Raw genomic sequence first — 16,260 nt, forward strand, 5'->3', positions numbered from 1 at the left:
TAGCGTTTGTCTTGCGAGAATTATTGGGCTGACAGACTTACACAGCAATTCAAAGTGTACTACCCAGTTAGTTTTGTGTTCGATTATCGAACAAAATGGTGGTTGACGAATTGACGATTTTTTGTCCACTGCCCAACATCGTCCCCACATTAAGTCCGGACACGCAGCACCGGCCGCGATGTCCAAAACACCAAATAACAAATTCAAAAAACGGGTGGTACACATGATTCCTTCCCAAAGCTCTCGCATGGCTCCGGCCATGAACGTCACTGCCGGTGGCATCGGCGACAAAATCCGCGGCGCCATGGCGGTCGGCAAAACCCGTTGGGGCATGCTGGCGCTGGTGTTTTTCGCCACCACCCTGAACTACATCGACCGCGCCGCCCTGGGCGTGATGCAGCCCATCCTGGCCAAGGAGATGAGCTGGACGGCGATGGATTACGCCAACATCAACTTCTGGTTCCAGGTGGGTTACGCCATCGGGTTCGTTCTGCAGGGCCGGTTGATCGACCGGGTCGGCGTCAAGCGCGTGTTCTTCTGCGCCGTACTGCTCTGGAGCCTGGCGACCGGCGCCCACGGTCTGGCCACTTCGGCGGTCGGCTTCATGGTTTGTCGCTTCATCCTCGGCCTGACCGAAGCAGCGAACTACCCGGCTTGCGTGAAAACCACACGCCTGTGGTTCCCGGCCGGCGAGCGCGCCGTGGCCACCGGTATCTTTAACGCCGGCACCAACGTCGGCGCGATGTTCACGCCGATGCTGCTGCCACTGATCCTGCACGTCTGGGGCTGGCAAGCCGCGTTCCTGTGCATGTCGGCACTGGGCGGGATCTGGCTGCTGTTCTGGGGCCTGAAGTACTTCAACCCGGAAGATCACCCGAGCGTCAAACAGTCGGAGCTGGACTACATCCAGAACGAAGTCGAACCGGAACAAACCCGCGTGCCGTTCTCGAAAATCCTGCGCATGCGCGGCACCTGGGCCTTCGCCCTCGCCTATTCGATGACGGCGCCGGTGTTCTGGTTCTACCTGTACTGGCTGCCGCCGTTCCTCAACCAGCAATACAATCTGGGCATCAACGTCACCCAGATGGGTATCCCGCTGATCATCATCTACCTCACTGCCGACTTCGGTAGCGTTGGCGGCGGCATCCTCTCCTCGTTCCTGATCGGTCGCGGAGTCAACCCGATCAAGGCGCGACTGATGTCCATGTTCCTGTTCGCCTGCTGCATCATCGGCGTGATCATGGCCGCCGGTTCCAGCAACCTGTGGGTCGCGGTGTTCGCCATCTCCCTGGCCATCGGCGCACACCAGGCCTGGACCGCGAACATCTGGAGCCTGGTGATGGACTACACGCCCAAGCACATGATGAGTACGGTGTTCGGCTTCGGCGGCATGTGTGCGGCGATTGGCGGGATGTTCATGACCCAGCTGGTCGGCCACATCCTGACCGTCACCAACAACAACTACACCGTGCTGTTCACCATGATTCCGGCGATGTACTTCATTGCGCTGACCTGGATGTACTTCATGGCACCGCGCAAGATTCCTACCGTCACCGACTAAAACATCATCACCCTCACAGGTTTTTTAGCGGCGGCTTTGTTGCCAGGCCGCTGCCAACCCGCTGCAGCAAATCACCGCAATGCCGAGCAGGGTGGTCAGTGTCGGCGTATGGGAAAACAGCAGCCAGCCCAGCAGGCCGGCGAAGATGATCTGGCAATAGCTGAACGGTGCCAGCAGTGCCGGTGCCGCGAGGCGGAAAGCCTGGGTCAGGAACAGGTGGGCCGTCATCCCGCAGGCCCCCAGCGCCAGCATCATCGCGCCATGCATCAGGTTTGGCGTCTGCCAGAAGAACGGCACCAGCGCACTCATCACCAGCGTGTTGCACAAGCCTGCGAAGAAGTTGCTGGTGGTCGGGCTGTCGATCTCGCTGAGCTTGCGCGTCAGCAGTTGATAGAAGCAGAAAAACAGCGCCGAGCAGAATGGCAGCAACACCGCCGGGGTAAACAGATCACCGCCGGGGTGAACGATGATCAGCACCCCGCTAAAACCGAAAATCACCGCCAGCCATTGCCCTCGTGTCACCCGCTCCTTCAGCAGCGGCACCGACAACGCGGTGACCAGCACCGGAGCGAGGAAGTTGACCGACGTAGCCTCGGCCAGCGGGATGTACATCAAGCCTGTGGTGAAAAACAGACTGGTACCCAGCAGGCACAGCGCCCGGATCAGCTGAAGCAATGGCCGTTTGGTACGCAGCACTCGCAGCCCGGATTGCGGCAGGAAAATCCCGGCCATCAGCAAGGTGTGAACCACGTAACGCGCCCAGACCACCATGACAATGGGATAGAAACCCGAGAGATATTTGGAAAAGGCGTCGTGGCTGGAAAACAGGAAGGTCGCGACAACGATCAGCAGGATCCCTTTGAAGGGCTGATTGACGCCGGAAAGCGGGGTGCTGCTGGGCGACGTCAAGACGAAGTCCTTTTATGGGTTGAGGCGAGACTTGAATAATTTAGAACCCAGTTCCACTTTATGACATCAATGACTCAAGAAAGTGTGCGAATACCGCACACTCTATTCAAGCAGACATCACGCTCAACTGAACAACTCTGACGCCTGGCTCGCCAGCGAAAGCTCTTCGGCGTACTTCAACAAGGTCGACGCCAACTCATGCAAGCGCGCACCGGGCATTCGCGCGCTTGGCCCGGCAATACTGAGCACGCCAATCACCCGGCCATCCAGTGGATGACGTACCACGGCGGCAATCGCCGAGGTGCCCACCGCCGAACTTTCCTCGACCCAGGCGTAGCCTTGCTCCCGCGCCAGACGCAAGCGCTCCAGCAGTTCAATATTCGAACGCGGTGCATTAGGCCCGATGTCCCGAGGCAATCCGCCTCCTTGCCGCTCGACCAGCGACAGCGCCTCGGCATCGCTCATGCACGCCAGCCACGCATGCCCGGAAGCCGTGTAGAACAAAGGCGCATCACGCCCCATGTCCGGGTCGTAGCGCAGGCCCGAGCGGGCACCCTGGGACTTGGCGATCCAGACCTGCCGTTCACCCTGAATCACCCCCAGACGCACCAGTTCACCGGTTTCCCCGGCCAGTCGATCAAGCACCGGCTGAACGATATCCGCACCGCTGCCGGACAGGTATCGAAAGCCCATGGCCACCAGCTTGGTCGACAGGTGATAGCGCAGGTTGTCCGGATTCTGCCGCACGTAACCCAGGCGAATCAGTTCGGCGAGCAACCGATGAGTCGCGCTTTTAGGGATTTCCAATTGCTCGGCCAACGTCTGCATCGGCAGACCCTGCGGTTCACCGGTCAGGCTTTCCAGCACGCTGAAGACACGTTCGATCTGACTGCCGGCCATGGTAGGTCCCAAACAAAATTTGGCTGATTCTAGAAGAGAAGCCCCACGAAGCAAAATTGGAACCAGTCGCACAACCGGCAGTCTGACTATCGGACTGGCGCGGCTCTCAATTCGCAGCAACACTCATCGCACGGCTCTTTACCCGGAACAAAAGAGGATTCCCGCATGCTATGGAAAAAAGGCCGACGCAGTGACAACGTGGTCGATGCCCGTGGCGATGATGTCGGCAGTGGCGGTGGTGGGATGCGCTTCGGCGGTGGCAAGGGCCTGAGCCTGACGGCAATCCTCCTGATCGTCGGCATCGGCTGGATCACCGGCCAGGATCCGTTGCAAATCCTCGGACAACTGACCGGGCAAATGGGCCAGCAAACGGCGCCCGCTACCAACCAGAGTCGCAAGGCACCGCCGGTCAATGATGAAAGCGCGGAGTTCGTTCGTTCGATCCTCGGCGATACTGAGGACACCTGGGGTGCGATTTTCCAGCAGGCTGGCCGCCAATACAAAGACCCGACCCTGGTGCTGTTCAGCAACCGCGTGAATTCGGCCTGCGGCCTGGCCACCTCGGCGACCGGCCCGTTCTATTGCCCGGCGGACCAGAAAGTCTACCTGGACATGGCGTTCTTCCAGGAAATGTCCCAACGCTTTTCCGCCGCAGGCGACTTCGCCCAGGCCTACGTGATCGCTCACGAAGTCGGACACCATGTACAGACCCTGCTTGGGGTTTCCGCGAAAATTCAGGCAGCGCGCCAGCAGGGTCGGCAGATGGAGGGCGACGGTGGTTTGCTGGTTCGTCAGGAACTGCAAGCCGATTGCCTGGCCGGCGTCTGGGCCAACAATGCGCAGAAGCGCCTGAACTGGCTGGAACCGGGCGACATCGAAGAAGCACTGAACGCAGCGAACGCCATCGGCGACGATCGTTTGCAGCAACAGGGTCAGGGCCGCGTGGTCCCGGACTCGTTCACCCATGGTACGTCGGCGCAACGGGTGCGCTGGTTCAAAACCGGTTTCGCCCAAGGCCAGGTTGGCCAGTGCGATACCTTTGCGGCGAAAAATCTGTAAATGAAGAATTGGTTGTTGGTTGTTCTGTTTACTTGCGCAACGTCCCAGGCCGCCGAGCATGAGGTCAAGGAGCTCAGCTCAGGGCGCCTGCTGTTGAAATCAGGTGAAATCGCGGTGGGCATCAGCCCCGCCCCGGCAAAAATCGAACGGGTGCTGATCATCCTCCACGGTCGCTTGCGCAATGCGCAAACCTATCTGCAGAGCGGTGAGCACGCGGCCGAACTGGCCGGACAAAGTGCAACGACCCTGGTGATCGCCCCGCAGTTTCTCAATGAAACCGACGTTGCGGTCCATCCGGTGGCCGACACGGTTTTGCGCTGGCAAGGCAATGAATGGATGGCTGGCGGCGAATCCACGGCACCGTTTCGGCTGAGTTCCTACGCCGCGCTCGACGAAATCATCGCCCGCCTGGGTGACCGCCAGCAGTTTCCGGATGTGAAGCAAATCGTCATCGCCGGGCACTCCGGCGGCGCGCAGGTGGTTCAGCGCTATGCATTGCTCGGCCACGATCAACCAGCCCTTGAAGCAGCAGGCGTGCAGGTGCGATACGTGATCGCCAATCCGTCGTCCTACGCCTATTTCGATGAGCGCCGGCCAGTGGCGTTCAGCCACGCGGGTTGCCCGCAATTCAATCGCTGGAAATATGGGCTGACGGATTTGCCCGCCTACGCCGAAGGACAAACTCTCGCACAACTGCAGGAAAAGTACCTCACGCGTGACATCGTTTATCTACTGGGCCAGCAGGACACCGACCCGAATCATCCGGCGCTGGACAAGAGCTGCGAGGCCAAGGCGCAAGGGCCGTATCGATTGGCCCGCGGGCGTTTTTACTTCGATTATCTGAAGCGGCTGCAACCGCAAGGGTTGAAGCAGCAACTGATTGAAGTGCCTGGAGTCGGGCATGACGGAGATGGGATGTTTACCTCGCCGGAGGGGCAGAAGGCTTTGTTTGGGCAGTAGGTTTTGCAGTGCCGGATCTGACGCCATCGCGAGCAAGCTCGCTCCCACAGTGGTTCTCTAGTGATATTCAATATCGAGTCCACACAGACCTATTGTGGGAGCGAGCTTGCTCGCGATGGCGATTTAGCAGACGACAAATTCGTCAAGCCGACAACATCTGCCGCAACTCGACACAATCCGCCGCATGCCAATCGGTCAATTCCGGCCATGGATTATCCGGCAGATTCACCAAAACAGTCCGCGCTCCCGCCGCTCGCCCGCAATCGAGATCGAAGCGGTAATCACCGACCATCACCATCTCGCTCGCCGGCACCTTCCACGCTTCGGCCAGTTTCAGCAGCCCGCCCGGATGCGGTTTGGGTGGTGCATCATCGCGACCCAACACATCTTCCAGTGCAAAGCAGTCGGCCAGGCCAATGGCCTCCAGCGTGACATGCGCCAGCTCCCGGGCATTGCGCGTGAGAATGCCCAGGCGATAACCGCGCCCGGCCAGCTCACGCACCAGCTCCACCGCGCCCGGTGCCGGTTGCGAACCGAGGGCCAGGTCCCGCTCATGCTCCAGCAGCCACGCATGTTTGGCTGCGGCTTCATCGGCCGGCAGTGCGGCGAGGTGAGTCAGGATGTCGTGTTCGGCAGGGATCGCCAACGCCACGCGAATCGCCGCGAAGTCGTGCACGGCGACCGTCAGGGTACCGTCCATGTCGAACACCCAGTGACGTACATCGGCCAGGCTCATGCCCAGTCCTTGCGATGACGGATCAAGCCTTCCTGGGTGACCGAGGCCACCAGTTGCCCGGCGCGGTTGAACACGCTGCCACGGGAGAATCCACGGGAGTTGCCGGCCCACGGACTGTCCATCGCGTAGAGCAACCAGTCATCGGCACGCAAATCCTGGTGGAACCACAACGCGTGATCGAGGCTGGCGACCTGCATGTCCTTGTGCCAGACCGACTTGCCGTGGGGCTGCATCGAGGTGGTCAACAAGCCAAAGTCCGATGCGTAGGCGAGCAAATACTTATGCAGCGCCGGCGAATCGGCCAACGCCCCGTCGGCGCGGAACCAGACGTACTTGACCGGGTCGGAGGGTAGCGGGTTGTAGGGATCCTTCTCGGTCACCGGGCGAAATTCGATCGGCTTCGGGCACAGCAGTTTTTCGCGCATTTTCTCGGGGATCAGGTGCGCGCGCTGCTGGGTAATTTCCAGTTCCGATGGCAGGTTTTCCGGACCGACCACTTGCGGCATTTCGCTCTGGTGCTGAAAACCTTCTTCGTCGTATTGGAACGACGCACTGCACGTGAAGATCGGGTGGCCCTTCTGGATCGCCGTCACCCGGCGCGTGCTGAAACTGCCACCGTCACGCACCCGGTCAACCTGATACACCACCGGCAGCCCGGCATCGCCCGGACGCAGGAAATAGCCGTGCATCGAATGCACATGGCGCGCCTCTTCAACCGTCTGACTGGCCGCCGACAGCGACTGGCCGAGCACCTGCCCACCGAACAACTGGCGAAAACCCAGATCCTGGCTGCGGCCACGGAACAGGTTTTCCTCGATCGGTTCCAGGGTCAGCAGGTCGACCAGATCATCCAACACTTGGCTCATTCAGATGCTCCTCACGCAACACATTGCCGCGCAGCCTTGGCTGCAACGGTCGATTCAGTTTCTGGACCGGGCCCATGAAGGCCATTGTAAACGTCCGTGTCAGGTTATCCATGCAAGGTTTGCAGCCATTGTTCGCGACTGATGCGATACAGCACATGCCGACACAACGGATGATCGGCCTCGAGTCGCGGGTGATCGAAGTCATTTTCCGGATCATGGTGCATGCCGATGGCCTGCATGACTTTCTCTGACGGCAGATTGGTTTGCGTGGTGAAGGCCACAACCTCTTTCAGCGGCAAGCGGTCGAACCCGCAGCGCAGAGCGGTCCACGCCGCTTCACTGGCGTAACCCAGGCCCCAGTGCTCGCGGGCCAGGCGCCAGCCGATTTCCGTGGCAGGGGTGAAAGGCGCGTCGAAACCGACCACACCGAGCCCGGTAAAACCGATGAATTGGCCGGTGTCCTTGCGTTCCAGAGCCCATAGGCCGAAACCATGCTCGGCGAAATGGCCACGGATTCGCCCGATCAATGATGCACTTTCCAGCCGACTCAAGGTTGCCGGGAAATAGCGCATCACCTGCGGGTCGGCACACATCGCCGCAAAGTCCGCTAAATCTTCATCGCGCCACTGGCGCAACAGCAGCCGAGCGCTTTCAAGTTCCAGTATTGGCTCCATTGCTCCCCGCCCTCCGTTTGCATGCCGCAAGTCTACAACGCTGGTAGGATCCTTCTCTCATTCCTGAATGAAATCATCATGCCGCTCCCGCTGATTTATCACGAAGACTACAGCCCCGAGTTTCCGGCGGATCACCGCTTTCCGATGGACAAGTTCCGCCTGTTGCGCGATCACCTGGTGGACAGCGGCCTGACCCGCGACGCCGACCTGTTGCGCCCGGATCTATGCCCCGCAGAGATTCTCGCCCTCGCCCATGACCCTTCGTATATCGAACGCTACATGAGTGGCGAATTATCCCGCGAAGACCAGCGCCGCCTCGGGCTGCCCTGGAGCGAAGCCCTGGCCCGGCGAACGGTGCGGGCGGTCGGTGGCTCGTTGCTCGCCGCCGAGCAGGCGCTGGAGCATGGCCTGGCCTGTCACCTGGCGGGCGGCACCCACCATGCGCACTACGACTACCCGGCCGGGTTCTGCATCTTCAATGACCTGGCGGTGATCAGCCATTACCTGCTGGAAAGTGGAAGGGTGAACCGGGTACTGATCTTCGATTGCGACGTGCATCAGGGCGACGGGACTGCACGAATTTTGCACAACACCCCGGAAGCAGTGACCGTTTCCCTGCACTGCGAGAAGAACTTTCCCGCACGCAAGGCCGAAAGCGACTGGGACATTGCGCTGCCCAACGGCATGGGCGATGCCGACTACCTGAAGGTGGTGGACGATGCACTCAACTACCTGCTGCCGCTCTACCAACCGGATCTGGTGCTGTATGACGCCGGAGTCGATGTGCACAAGGACGACGCACTGGGTTATCTGAAGCTGACAGACGAAGGCGTCGCCGCCCGCGATGAAAGCGTGATGCGCCATTGCCTGGGTCGCGACATTCCGCTGGTCGGGGTAATCGGCGGTGGCTACAGCAAGGACCGCCAGGCCCTGGCCCGCCGTCACGGCATCCTTCATCACATTGCGCAACGCGTCTGGCAGTCATCAGGTTGTCACTGAGCTGTGGATGCTTTACCCACAATGCCTGTGGAACTGCCTGTGGATAACCTGAGTGAAAGGGCCTACAGCCCATGCTGCGTACAGGCTACAGAACACTGATTGTTTTATAACCAGCACTAGCTAACACCACCGCCCCCCCTGTGGGAGCGAGCTTGCTCGCGATGGCGTCGGCACATCCAACATCCATGTATCTGACACACCGCAATCGCGAGCAAGCTCGCTCCCACAGGGGACGGGGCTGGTAGAATGCCCGGCTTATCCCGTCAGACCGCAGCGCACCCCATGACCCAATCCTCGCCAGCCCTCCCCCCTCACGTCGCCATCATCGGCGGCGGCCCCGCCGGTCTGATGGCGGCCGAAGTGTTGAGCCAGGCCGGGATCAAGGTCGACCTGTACGACGGCATGCCTTCGGTCGGACGAAAATTCCTCCTGGCCGGCGTCGGCGGCATGAACATCACTCACTCTGAAGCCTACCCGGCGTTTCTCTCGCGCTACGCCGAACGCGCCCCGCAGATCGCCCCGCTGCTGCGCGGCTTCGGTGCCGATGCGCTGTGCCAATGGATTCACGAGCTAGGCATCGAAACCTTCGTCGGCAGTTCCGGCCGGGTATTCCCCACCGACATGAAAGCCGCGCCGCTGCTACGCGCCTGGCTCAAGCGTCTGCGCGACAGCGGCGTAGTTATCCACACCCGCCACCGCTGGCTCGGTTGGGACGAGCGTGGCGGATTGCGCATCGACAGCCCGGAAGGCGAAAAGACCGTTCAAGCCGATGCCACCCTGCTCGCCCTCGGTGGCGGCAGTTGGTCTCGGCTGGGCTCGGACGGCGCGTGGATGTTGTCGCTGGAGCAACACGGCGTGGGACTGGCGCCGTTGCAACCCAGTAATTGCGGCTTCGAGGTACAGGCCTGGAGCGAATTGATGGTCAGCAAATTCGCTGGCGCGCCGCTGAAAAACATCGCCATTGGCCTTAACGATGACGTGCCGCGGCTCGGCGAATGTGTGATTACCGCCACCGGGATCGAGGGCAGTCTGATCTACGCCCTGTCGGCAGCGATCCGCGAGGCGATCAACCGGCACGGTTCGGCAACGATTCATCTGGACCTGTTGCCGGGCCGGCCTGTGGATAAAGTTATGGCGGCGTTGAGCAAACCCCGGGGATCGCGCTCCATGGCCAAGCACCTGCACAGTCAGTTGGGTATCGATGGGGTCAAAGCGGCGCTATTGCGTGAACTGACCGGCGTCGACTGCTTTGCTGACATGGCCTTGCTGGCCAACGCGATCAAGGCATTGCCCCTGACGCTGGTGAAAACCCGTCCACTGGATGAGGCCATCAGCAGCGCTGGCGGTGTGTTGTTCGAGGCGATGGATGAGCGATTGATGCTCAAGCAACTGCCTGGCGTGTTTTGCGCCGGGGAAATGCTCGATTGGGAAGCGCCGACCGGCGGCTATCTGCTGACCGCGTGTTTCGCCAGTGGGCGAGCGGCCGGGTTGGGGATGGTGGAGTGGTTGCGGCGCTAGGCTGAAGACCCAATCGTACCCATCGCGAGCAAGCTCGCTCCTACAGGGGGTCTGCGTTGTCCACAAATCCCCTGTAGGAGCGAGCCTGCTCGCGATAGCGGTCTAGCCGACGCTGCAGCTATTAAGGCTTGCGCTTACGCGGCCCGGTATTGAACACCGGCACCTTGCGCACAGGCTTGATCGAAGGCTCCGCCGGCGCAACCTCTCCGCTATCCACCCACTTACCCAGATTGCGTTTACCACCGCCACCACCGGAAGCCTTGGGCTTCTTCGGTTTCTTCGGCTTCTTGACGACCTGGCCACTGGCATCGGTGTCCGGTACGCGGTGCTCGGGCTCGAAGTCCGGCTCGTTCTGCCGCTTCAAGGTCTGGCGGGTCAGCATCTCGATAGCCGACAGCAGATTCACTTCATCGGCGCAGACCAGGGAAATCGCCTCGCCCGTCGAACCCGCGCGGCCAGTACGACCAATGCGGTGGATGTAGTCTTCGGCGACGATCGGCAAGTCGAAGTTGACCACCAACGGCAGGTCTTCGATGTCCAGGCCACGGGCCGCCACATCGGTGGCGACCAGGATCTGCACTTCACTCGCCTTGAAGCGGTCCAGTGCGCGCTGACGAGTCGCCTGGGGTTTGTCGCCGTGGATGCCGTCAGCGTTGATGCCCAGACCCTGGAGTTTATCCACCAGCGCGTCCACGCCGTTGCGGGTCTTGGCGAACACCAGCACCTGCTTCCACTTGCCCTTGCGCATCAGGTGCACGAACAGTTCCGGCTTGCGCTTCTTGTCCACCGTCACGATCCATTGCTTGACCGTATTGGCCGCGACGTTGCGCGGGCTGACTTCGATGCTCAGCGGGTCGTTGAGCATCTGCCCGGCCAGCAGGCGGATGTCATCGGAGAAGGTCGCGGAGAACAACAGCGTCTGACGCTTCTTCGGCAGCGCGCGGTAAATGTTCGCCAGCTCCTCGGAAAAGCCCAGGTCGAGCATGCGGTCGGCTTCGTCCAGCACCAGGGTCTGCAACTGGTTGAACTTCAGCGCGTTCTGGCGGAACAGGTCGAGCAAGCGGCCCGGGGTCGCCACCAGCAGATCGACACCGCTGCGCAGTTTCATCATTTGCGGGTTGATGCTGACGCCGCCGTACACCGCGTAAGTACGCAGCGGCAGGTTTTCGGCGTACTGGCGCACGGCTTCGTGAACCTGCTCGGCCAGTTCGCGGGTCGGCACCAGGATCAGCGCGCGCACCGAGTTGGCGGTGACTTTCGGCCCTTCCATGGCCAGCAGTTGCAACAGCGGCAGGGCGAAACCGGCGGTCTTGCCGGTGCCGGTCTGGGCCGCGGCCATCAGGTCGCGACCGGCCAGCACCGCCGGAACGGCTTGCGCCTGAACCGGCGTCRGAGTCTGGTAGCCGAGCGTCTCAAGGGAGCGCAGCAAGGGTTCGATCAGGCCAAGGGTGGCGAAAGTCATGGGAGTACCGTAGGAAAATTCAGCGCAGTTGTGCAAAACGAGTGTGCAATGGCGCGCAGTTTACCCTAATTCACACGGGATTCTGTCGGTACTACCGTCGCCACCACTGGCCGCGCTGGCGTGCGACGCCACTGCGGCAGGCCAATCAATACTACGGCGCTGATGATTACCGCCATCGCCAGGGCTTCTTCGATACCGATGGTTTCGCCGACGAACACGATCCCCAGCAACACAGCCACCGCCGGGTTGACGTAGGCATAACTGGTAGCCGCCGCCGGGCGCACGTGTTTCAACAGGTACATGTAAGCGTTGAAGGCAATGATCGAACCGAACACGGTCAGGTAGGCCAGCGCGGCCCAGCCTTCGATCGGCGGCATCTTTTCCAGGTGTTCACCGCTTACCGCGCTGCCAATCAGCAGCACCACGCCGCCCACCAGCATTTCCACGGCACTGGCCATTGCGCCCTGAGGCAATGGCAGATGCTTGCTCCACACCGAGCCGAAAGCCCAGGTCGCCGCCGCGAAAATCAGCAGGGCCGCGCCCAGCGGGCTCGATTGCAGGTTGGAGCCGAGATTGAGCATGGCAATACCGATCAGCCCGAGCACGATCCCTGCCCATTCGAGACGGGTATTACGTGCACCCCAGAAATAGCCGCAGAGCAAGGTAAACAGCGGCACCGTCGCCACCGCTAACGCGGCGACACCGGAAGCCACACCGGTGTGCTCGGCAACACTGACCGCGCCATTACCACAGGCGAGCAGCAACACACCGATAACCCCGGCGGCCTTCCACTGTGCCCAGGTCGGCGCCGGTGCCCCTCGCCAGCGCAGGAAGGCGTACATCAACGTTCCGGCGATGACGAAGCGGATGCCGGCAAGCAGCAGTGGCGGCCAATATTCCACGCCGATGCGGATCACCAGGTAGGTCGAGCCCCAAATCACATACAAGGCGAAGAAGGCAGCGATCAAGGGTAAGGGAAAGCGACGAAGGCCGGACATGGGGCAGCTCACAGGCAAGGACAAGTGAACGGCTATTCTAGAAAGGCCAGCGTCGAAAAATAAGTTACAAAACCTGTTTAAAGCGCCAGTACACTTTTCAAAACACGGAGTTAAGCGCTATAAACCGTGTTTTCGAAAGTCGGTCATTATCAGGAGTCACCCCCGATGGATAAGTACGACCGCATGCTGCTCAGCGCCCTGCTGGAAAACGGTCGCGCGTCCTACGCGGACCTTGCGCGCAAGGTCAACCTGTCCGCCCCCGCCGTGGCCGAGCGCGTGGCCAAGCTCGAAGCCAGCGGTGTGATCACCGGCTATCAGGCAAAGGTCGACATGGCCAAGCTCGGCCTGCCGATCCAGTGCGTGATCGAACTGCGCCTGAACCAGCACGGCAACCAGAAAGCCTACGACGACCCGATCAAAATCCCGCAATTGACCGAATGCCATCGGGTGACGGGTGACCCATGCGTGATCATGCAAGCGGCTGTGGGCTCGATGCCGGAGCTGGAAGAACTGATCAACCGGATCGCAACGTTCGGGTTCAGCAAGACGTCGATTGTGTTGTCGAGTGCCATCGAGAAGCGGGTGCCGCTGGGGCATATCGAAGGCAATGGCAAATAGATTTTCTGTAGGAGCGAGCTTGCTCGCGATGGTATTTCAGGCGCCAAGTAGTGTCGGCTGTACCTTTTTCGCGAGCAAGCTCGCTCCTACAGGGGTTATGCGGTGTATTCAAAAACCGCGATAGCGCTTGAGGTGTTCGTTCACCTTCGCCGCCGGAACCTTCTGCAACTTGCACAACAAGTCATGGGACAGCTCGCGCAAGCCATGCTTGTGCCGCAACTCCTCGGCCAGGTGCGCCGTCAGGTTGGCCGCCATCTCGGCATCGGCCATGGCCCGGTGGGCCTTGCCGGTGTGGGGCAAGTTGGCGAATGTGGTGAGGGTGCCGAGCTTGTGGTTCGGCGCGGCGGGCATCAGCCGGCGGGCCAGTAGCAGCGAGCAGGCAAAGTTCTGCAAGCGGGTGCGTTTGATTCGCCCCAGTTCGAAGTCCCAGAACTTCTGGTCGAATGCGGCGTTGTGCGCCAGCAGTGGCGTGGTGCCGACGAATTCATTCACTTCGTTCATCACCTGCTCCGCCGACGGCGCCGTACGCAGCATGGCGTTGCTGATGCCGGTGAGTTGCTCGATGAAGGCCGGGACGCGCACACCGGCGTTCATCAGGCTTTGGTAACGCTCGACGATGCGCCCCTGTTCAAGGATCACCACGGCGATTTCCGTGGCCCGGCAGCTGCTGCTCGGGGAGATCCCGGTGGTTTCGAAGTCGATGACTGCTATGCGTTCCAAACCTGGTTCAACTCCGTAAAAATCAATTCTTGAGCAGCAACGCGCCTTCGATCGGCACGTAGCGGCTGGCGGCGCGGATCAGCGAGTTCGCCGTCAGGCCCGGCACGCCGTAGGCCACCGCCTGCACCCCGTGCTTGCTGATGATGCGTTCCAGCAGCATGTCGAAATCACCATCGCCGGAGGCCAGGACGATTTCATCGACATGGTCGGCGGCATCCATGATGTCGAGAGTAATGCCCACGTCCCAGTCGCCCTTGGCCGAACCATCGCTGCGCTGGATGTACGGCTTGAGCTTCACGGTGAAACCGAGGTTGCGCAGGATCTGCTGGAACTGCTGCTGTTTGCTGTCGCCACGGTCGATGGCGTAGGCGTAGGCTTCGACGATCTCGCCCTGTTTGCTGATGTCAGCCCACAGTGCGGCGTAGTTGAAGTGGCAACCATAAGCCTGACGCACGGTGTAGTAGAGGTTCTGGACATCGGCGAACACTGCGATTTTTTTCACCGGCTTTCCTCAAGGCTGAATCAGGCACCAGGCCCGAAAGGTCGCCCAGTATGCCAGCCCAATGGATTGTTCCGCGAATAATCAGCTATGTGGCAAGGGAGCAAGCTCCCTTGCCACATATGTGTCAGACGAAGGAATCGTCGTCGCCGCCGAAGAACGATGAGTTGTCATCGCTGTAGTCGGCGTCGCTGAACCCGCCCTGATCGTTGCCGTAGGAGTCGTTACCGGCCATGCGCTGGTCATCGCCCCAGCCATTGTTGCCCTGGTCATTGACCTGGGCCGGCTCTTCCTTGATGACTTCGACGACTTCCGGTTGCTGATTGTGATGGAACAGGCTGCTGATGCCTTGCGCCAGCATCACGCCACCCGCCACGCCGGCGGCGGTTTTCAGCGCACCACCGAGGAAACTGCTGCCGGCCGCTGCCGGAGCCTGCTGTTGCGGCGCATAGCCTTGCTGTGGAAAGTTCTGCTGTGGGGCACCGAAGTTCTGCTGTGGCGGTTGCGAACCGAACGACGAGCGTCCCGGCTCACGCCAGCCACCGCTCGATGGCGGTGCGCTCTGGGTGGGTGCCGGTTGTGGATCACGGGAAGCGCCACCAAAAATACTCGACAAAAAGCCACCGCTACTCGGAGCCGGAGCCGGGGCTGCCTGAGCCTTGACCTGTTGCAATTCGGCCTGCAGCTGCTGGACTTGCCGGGTCAGTTGCTGGTTCTGCTCGTCGAGGCTCTTGATCGCCGCCTCTTGCACCAGAATCGCCTGGGTCATGAAATAACCTGCCGCCGGCTGGCGCGTCAGGTGTTCCTTGATCCGCGCCTCGGCCAGGGCGTCGCGCGGGGCTGAGTCCGTTTCGGCCTGTTGCAGCCGGGAAAACAGTCCATCGATCAGGGTTTGTTCTTCGCTGTTCATGGCGACCTCGTAGATTGCCGGGGGAAATCGTTGCCCTTTTCCACTGAGGATAAGGTGCTCGACCTTAATGGAGGCTGAAACAAGATGTTTCAATGACCTTTACCGAACGTTTACGTTTGCGTCCCCGAGCACTTGATCGGTTAAAGTGAGCCACTGCTTCCTACCTGCGATACCCACTGATGAATCCGTTAGATGTCCTGCGTGACTCGCTGTATTTCTTCAAGCGCAATCTTGGCCAGATCGTGCAGCTGTGCCTGCCGCTGGTGATGCTTGAGGCGCTGCTGCAACAAGTGGTCGACCACTCCACGGAGCCGGACAGTTTCCCCGGCATCAGCGTGATTGTCGGCTTGCTGGTGTACCCGCTGTACACCGCCGCGCTGATTCTGTTTCTCGACGCCCGCAGCCGCGGCGAGTCGCCGCGCAACCGCGACCTGCTGGCGACGGCGGCGAGCCTGTGGCCACGCTTCGCCCTGCTGACGGCGCTCAATACCGTGCTGATTCTGCTGGGCCTGTCACTGTACTTCCTGCCGGGTATCTACCTGATGGTGACCCTGGCATTTGGCGAATACCTGCTGGTGTTGCGTGGCCTGGCGCCGCTGGCAGCCATGAAGGAAAGCCTGCGCATGACCAAAGGTCATTTTCTGCGCATCCTGCTGTGCATCCTGAGTGTGATGGGGCCGTTGTGGCTGCTCAAGGGGGCCACCCTGGCGGTGTATCCGGAACCGCAAAACCCGGTGATCTCGCTGCTTATCGACAGCGCCCACAGTTTCCTGCAGCTGTTTACCAGCGTGGTGCTGTTCCGTCTGTTCATGCTGATCAACCCGTTGACTGAAAGAAATGACAGCTCGCTCTGACCTTGGGCGCGACCATC

17 protein-coding genes are annotated in these 16,260 nt (G+C 60.8%); 7 read left to right on the forward strand and 10 right to left on the reverse strand.

What is annotated here, in order from left to right; all coding sequences use genetic code 11:
• Positions 1-223 precede the first annotated feature (223 nt).
• Positions 224-1,561: an MFS transporter gene (locus tag AC1DXW_RS20355; protein ID WP_477753944.1), complete on the forward strand. Its 1,338-nt coding sequence runs from the start codon at positions 224-226 to the stop codon at positions 1,559-1,561.
• A 24-nt stretch (positions 1,562-1,585) separates the two neighbouring features.
• Here AC1DXW_RS20355 and AC1DXW_RS20360 read toward each other — a convergent pair whose 3' ends face one another.
• Positions 1,586-2,470, reverse strand: a complete 885-nt coding sequence (locus AC1DXW_RS20360) for a DMT family transporter (protein ID WP_477753945.1) — start codon at positions 2,468-2,470, stop codon at positions 1,586-1,588.
• Between the two features lie 123 nt (positions 2,471-2,593).
• Positions 2,594-3,370: an IclR family transcriptional regulator gene (locus AC1DXW_RS20365; protein WP_477753946.1), complete on the reverse strand. Its 777-nt coding sequence runs from the start codon at positions 3,368-3,370 to the stop codon at positions 2,594-2,596.
• Positions 3,371-3,535: 165 nt separating this feature from the next.
• On the opposite strand from AC1DXW_RS20365, the gene ypfJ reads away from it, so the two are divergent.
• Positions 3,536-4,429 carry a KPN_02809 family neutral zinc metallopeptidase gene (gene ypfJ, locus AC1DXW_RS20370; protein WP_477753947.1) on the forward strand — a complete coding sequence of 298 codons (894 nt, stop codon included), beginning with the start codon at positions 3,536-3,538 and terminating at the stop codon, positions 4,427-4,429.
• Complete coding sequence (locus tag AC1DXW_RS20375; RefSeq protein ID WP_477753948.1) at positions 4,430-5,389, forward strand: alpha/beta fold hydrolase; 960 nt, start codon at positions 4,430-4,432, stop codon at positions 5,387-5,389.
• A gap of 142 nt (positions 5,390-5,531) precedes the next feature.
• Here AC1DXW_RS20375 and AC1DXW_RS20380 read toward each other — a convergent pair whose 3' ends face one another.
• The 3 genes from AC1DXW_RS20380 to AC1DXW_RS20390 all read right to left on the reverse strand — a co-directional run bounded on the left by AC1DXW_RS20380 (position 5,532) and on the right by AC1DXW_RS20390 (position 7,665).
• The gene (locus tag AC1DXW_RS20380; RefSeq protein WP_008052432.1) at positions 5,532-6,125 is read right to left on the reverse strand and encodes an HAD family hydrolase; all 594 of its coding nucleotides are present in this window, start codon (positions 6,123-6,125) and stop codon (positions 5,532-5,534) included.
• Positions 6,122-6,991, reverse strand: a complete 870-nt coding sequence (gene tesB, locus AC1DXW_RS20385; protein WP_007995359.1) for an acyl-CoA thioesterase II — start codon at positions 6,989-6,991, stop codon at positions 6,122-6,124. Before tesB ends, AC1DXW_RS20380 begins: the two co-directional genes overlap by 4 nt.
• 104 nt (positions 6,992-7,095) lie before the next feature.
• A complete protein-coding gene (locus AC1DXW_RS20390) occupies positions 7,096-7,665 on the reverse strand; it encodes a GNAT family N-acetyltransferase (protein WP_477753949.1) in 570 nt (189 codons plus the stop codon).
• Positions 7,666-7,743: 78 nt separating this feature from the next.
• Between AC1DXW_RS20390 and AC1DXW_RS20395 the strand changes: the two genes are divergently transcribed.
• Positions 7,744-8,664 carry a histone deacetylase family protein gene (locus AC1DXW_RS20395; RefSeq protein ID WP_477753950.1) on the forward strand — a complete coding sequence of 307 codons (921 nt, stop codon included), beginning with the start codon at positions 7,744-7,746 and terminating at the stop codon, positions 8,662-8,664.
• Between the two features lie 282 nt (positions 8,665-8,946).
• Positions 8,947-10,182 carry a TIGR03862 family flavoprotein gene (locus AC1DXW_RS20400; RefSeq protein WP_477755006.1) on the forward strand — a complete coding sequence of 412 codons (1,236 nt, stop codon included), beginning with the start codon at positions 8,947-8,949 and terminating at the stop codon, positions 10,180-10,182.
• A 121-nt stretch (positions 10,183-10,303) separates the two neighbouring features.
• Here the strand turns inward: AC1DXW_RS20400 and AC1DXW_RS20405 are convergent, their stop codons facing one another.
• Together AC1DXW_RS20405 and yedA are read right to left on the reverse strand one after the other, a co-directional pair.
• Positions 10,304-11,644 (reverse strand): DEAD/DEAH box helicase, encoded by a 1,341-nt coding sequence (locus AC1DXW_RS20405; RefSeq protein ID WP_477760373.1) that lies wholly within the window; start codon positions 11,642-11,644, stop codon positions 10,304-10,306.
• Between the two features lie 65 nt (positions 11,645-11,709).
• A complete protein-coding gene (gene yedA / locus AC1DXW_RS20410) occupies positions 11,710-12,642 on the reverse strand; it encodes a drug/metabolite exporter YedA (protein ID WP_477755004.1) in 933 nt (310 codons plus the stop codon).
• A gap of 165 nt (positions 12,643-12,807) precedes the next feature.
• Here yedA and AC1DXW_RS20415 point away from each other — a divergent pair, with 165 nt between their 5' ends.
• A complete protein-coding gene (locus AC1DXW_RS20415) occupies positions 12,808-13,260 on the forward strand; it encodes an Lrp/AsnC family transcriptional regulator (RefSeq protein WP_477755003.1) in 453 nt (150 codons plus the stop codon).
• A 108-nt stretch (positions 13,261-13,368) separates the two neighbouring features.
• Here the strand turns inward: AC1DXW_RS20415 and AC1DXW_RS20420 are convergent, their stop codons facing one another.
• The 3 genes from AC1DXW_RS20420 to AC1DXW_RS20430 all read right to left on the reverse strand — a co-directional run bounded on the left by AC1DXW_RS20420 (position 13,369) and on the right by AC1DXW_RS20430 (position 15,389).
• On the reverse strand, positions 13,369-13,980 hold the full coding sequence (locus tag AC1DXW_RS20420; RefSeq protein ID WP_477755002.1) for a 3'-5' exonuclease: 612 nt from the start codon (positions 13,978-13,980) through the stop codon (positions 13,369-13,371).
• A 22-nt stretch (positions 13,981-14,002) separates the two neighbouring features.
• Positions 14,003-14,482, reverse strand: a complete 480-nt coding sequence (locus AC1DXW_RS20425) for a LabA-like NYN domain-containing protein (protein ID WP_007990686.1) — start codon at positions 14,480-14,482, stop codon at positions 14,003-14,005.
• Positions 14,483-14,606: 124 nt separating this feature from the next.
• Positions 14,607-15,389, reverse strand: coding sequence for a DUF2076 domain-containing protein (locus AC1DXW_RS20430; RefSeq protein ID WP_477755001.1), 783 nt, complete (start codon positions 15,387-15,389; stop codon positions 14,607-14,609).
• Positions 15,390-15,568: 179 nt separating this feature from the next.
• Here AC1DXW_RS20430 and AC1DXW_RS20435 point away from each other — a divergent pair, with 179 nt between their 5' ends.
• Entirely contained in the window at positions 15,569-16,243 is a 675-nt protein-coding gene (locus AC1DXW_RS20435) for a YciC family protein (RefSeq protein WP_477755000.1), read from the forward strand.
• The last annotated feature ends 17 nt before the right edge of the window (positions 16,244-16,260 follow it).

The organism is Pseudomonas sp. P4_C4, assembly GCF_056402055.1.

Bases quoted from the DNA above. Each gene is read 5' to 3' on its own strand.
- AC1DXW_RS20415 (WP_477755003.1), top strand. From the start codon at position 12,808: ATGGATAAGTACGACCGCATGCTGCTCAGCGCCCTGCTGGAAAACGGT.
- AC1DXW_RS20375 (WP_477753948.1), top strand. From the start codon at position 4,430: ATGAAGAATTGGTTGTTGGTTGTTCTGTTTACTTGCGCAACGTCCCAG.
- AC1DXW_RS20430 (WP_477755001.1), bottom strand. From the start codon at position 15,389: ATGAACAGCGAAGAACAAACCCTGATCGATGGACTGTTTTCCCGGCTG.
- AC1DXW_RS20380 (WP_008052432.1), bottom strand. From the start codon at position 6,125: ATGAGCCTGGCCGATGTACGTCACTGGGTGTTCGACATGGACGGTACC.
- ypfJ (WP_477753947.1), top strand. From the start codon at position 3,536: ATGCTATGGAAAAAAGGCCGACGCAGTGACAACGTGGTCGATGCCCGT.
- AC1DXW_RS20355 (WP_477753944.1), top strand. From the start codon at position 224: ATGATTCCTTCCCAAAGCTCTCGCATGGCTCCGGCCATGAACGTCACT.
- AC1DXW_RS20400 (WP_477755006.1), top strand. From the start codon at position 8,947: ATGACCCAATCCTCGCCAGCCCTCCCCCCTCACGTCGCCATCATCGGC.
- AC1DXW_RS20395 (WP_477753950.1), top strand. From the start codon at position 7,744: ATGCCGCTCCCGCTGATTTATCACGAAGACTACAGCCCCGAGTTTCCG.
- yedA (WP_477755004.1), bottom strand. From the start codon at position 12,642: ATGTCCGGCCTTCGTCGCTTTCCCTTACCCTTGATCGCTGCCTTCTTC.
- AC1DXW_RS20365 (WP_477753946.1), bottom strand. From the start codon at position 3,370: ATGGCCGGCAGTCAGATCGAACGTGTCTTCAGCGTGCTGGAAAGCCTG.
- AC1DXW_RS20390 (WP_477753949.1), bottom strand. From the start codon at position 7,665: ATGGAGCCAATACTGGAACTTGAAAGCGCTCGGCTGCTGTTGCGCCAG.
- AC1DXW_RS20435 (WP_477755000.1), top strand. From the start codon at position 15,569: ATGAATCCGTTAGATGTCCTGCGTGACTCGCTGTATTTCTTCAAGCGC.
- tesB (WP_007995359.1), bottom strand. From the start codon at position 6,991: ATGAGCCAAGTGTTGGATGATCTGGTCGACCTGCTGACCCTGGAACCG.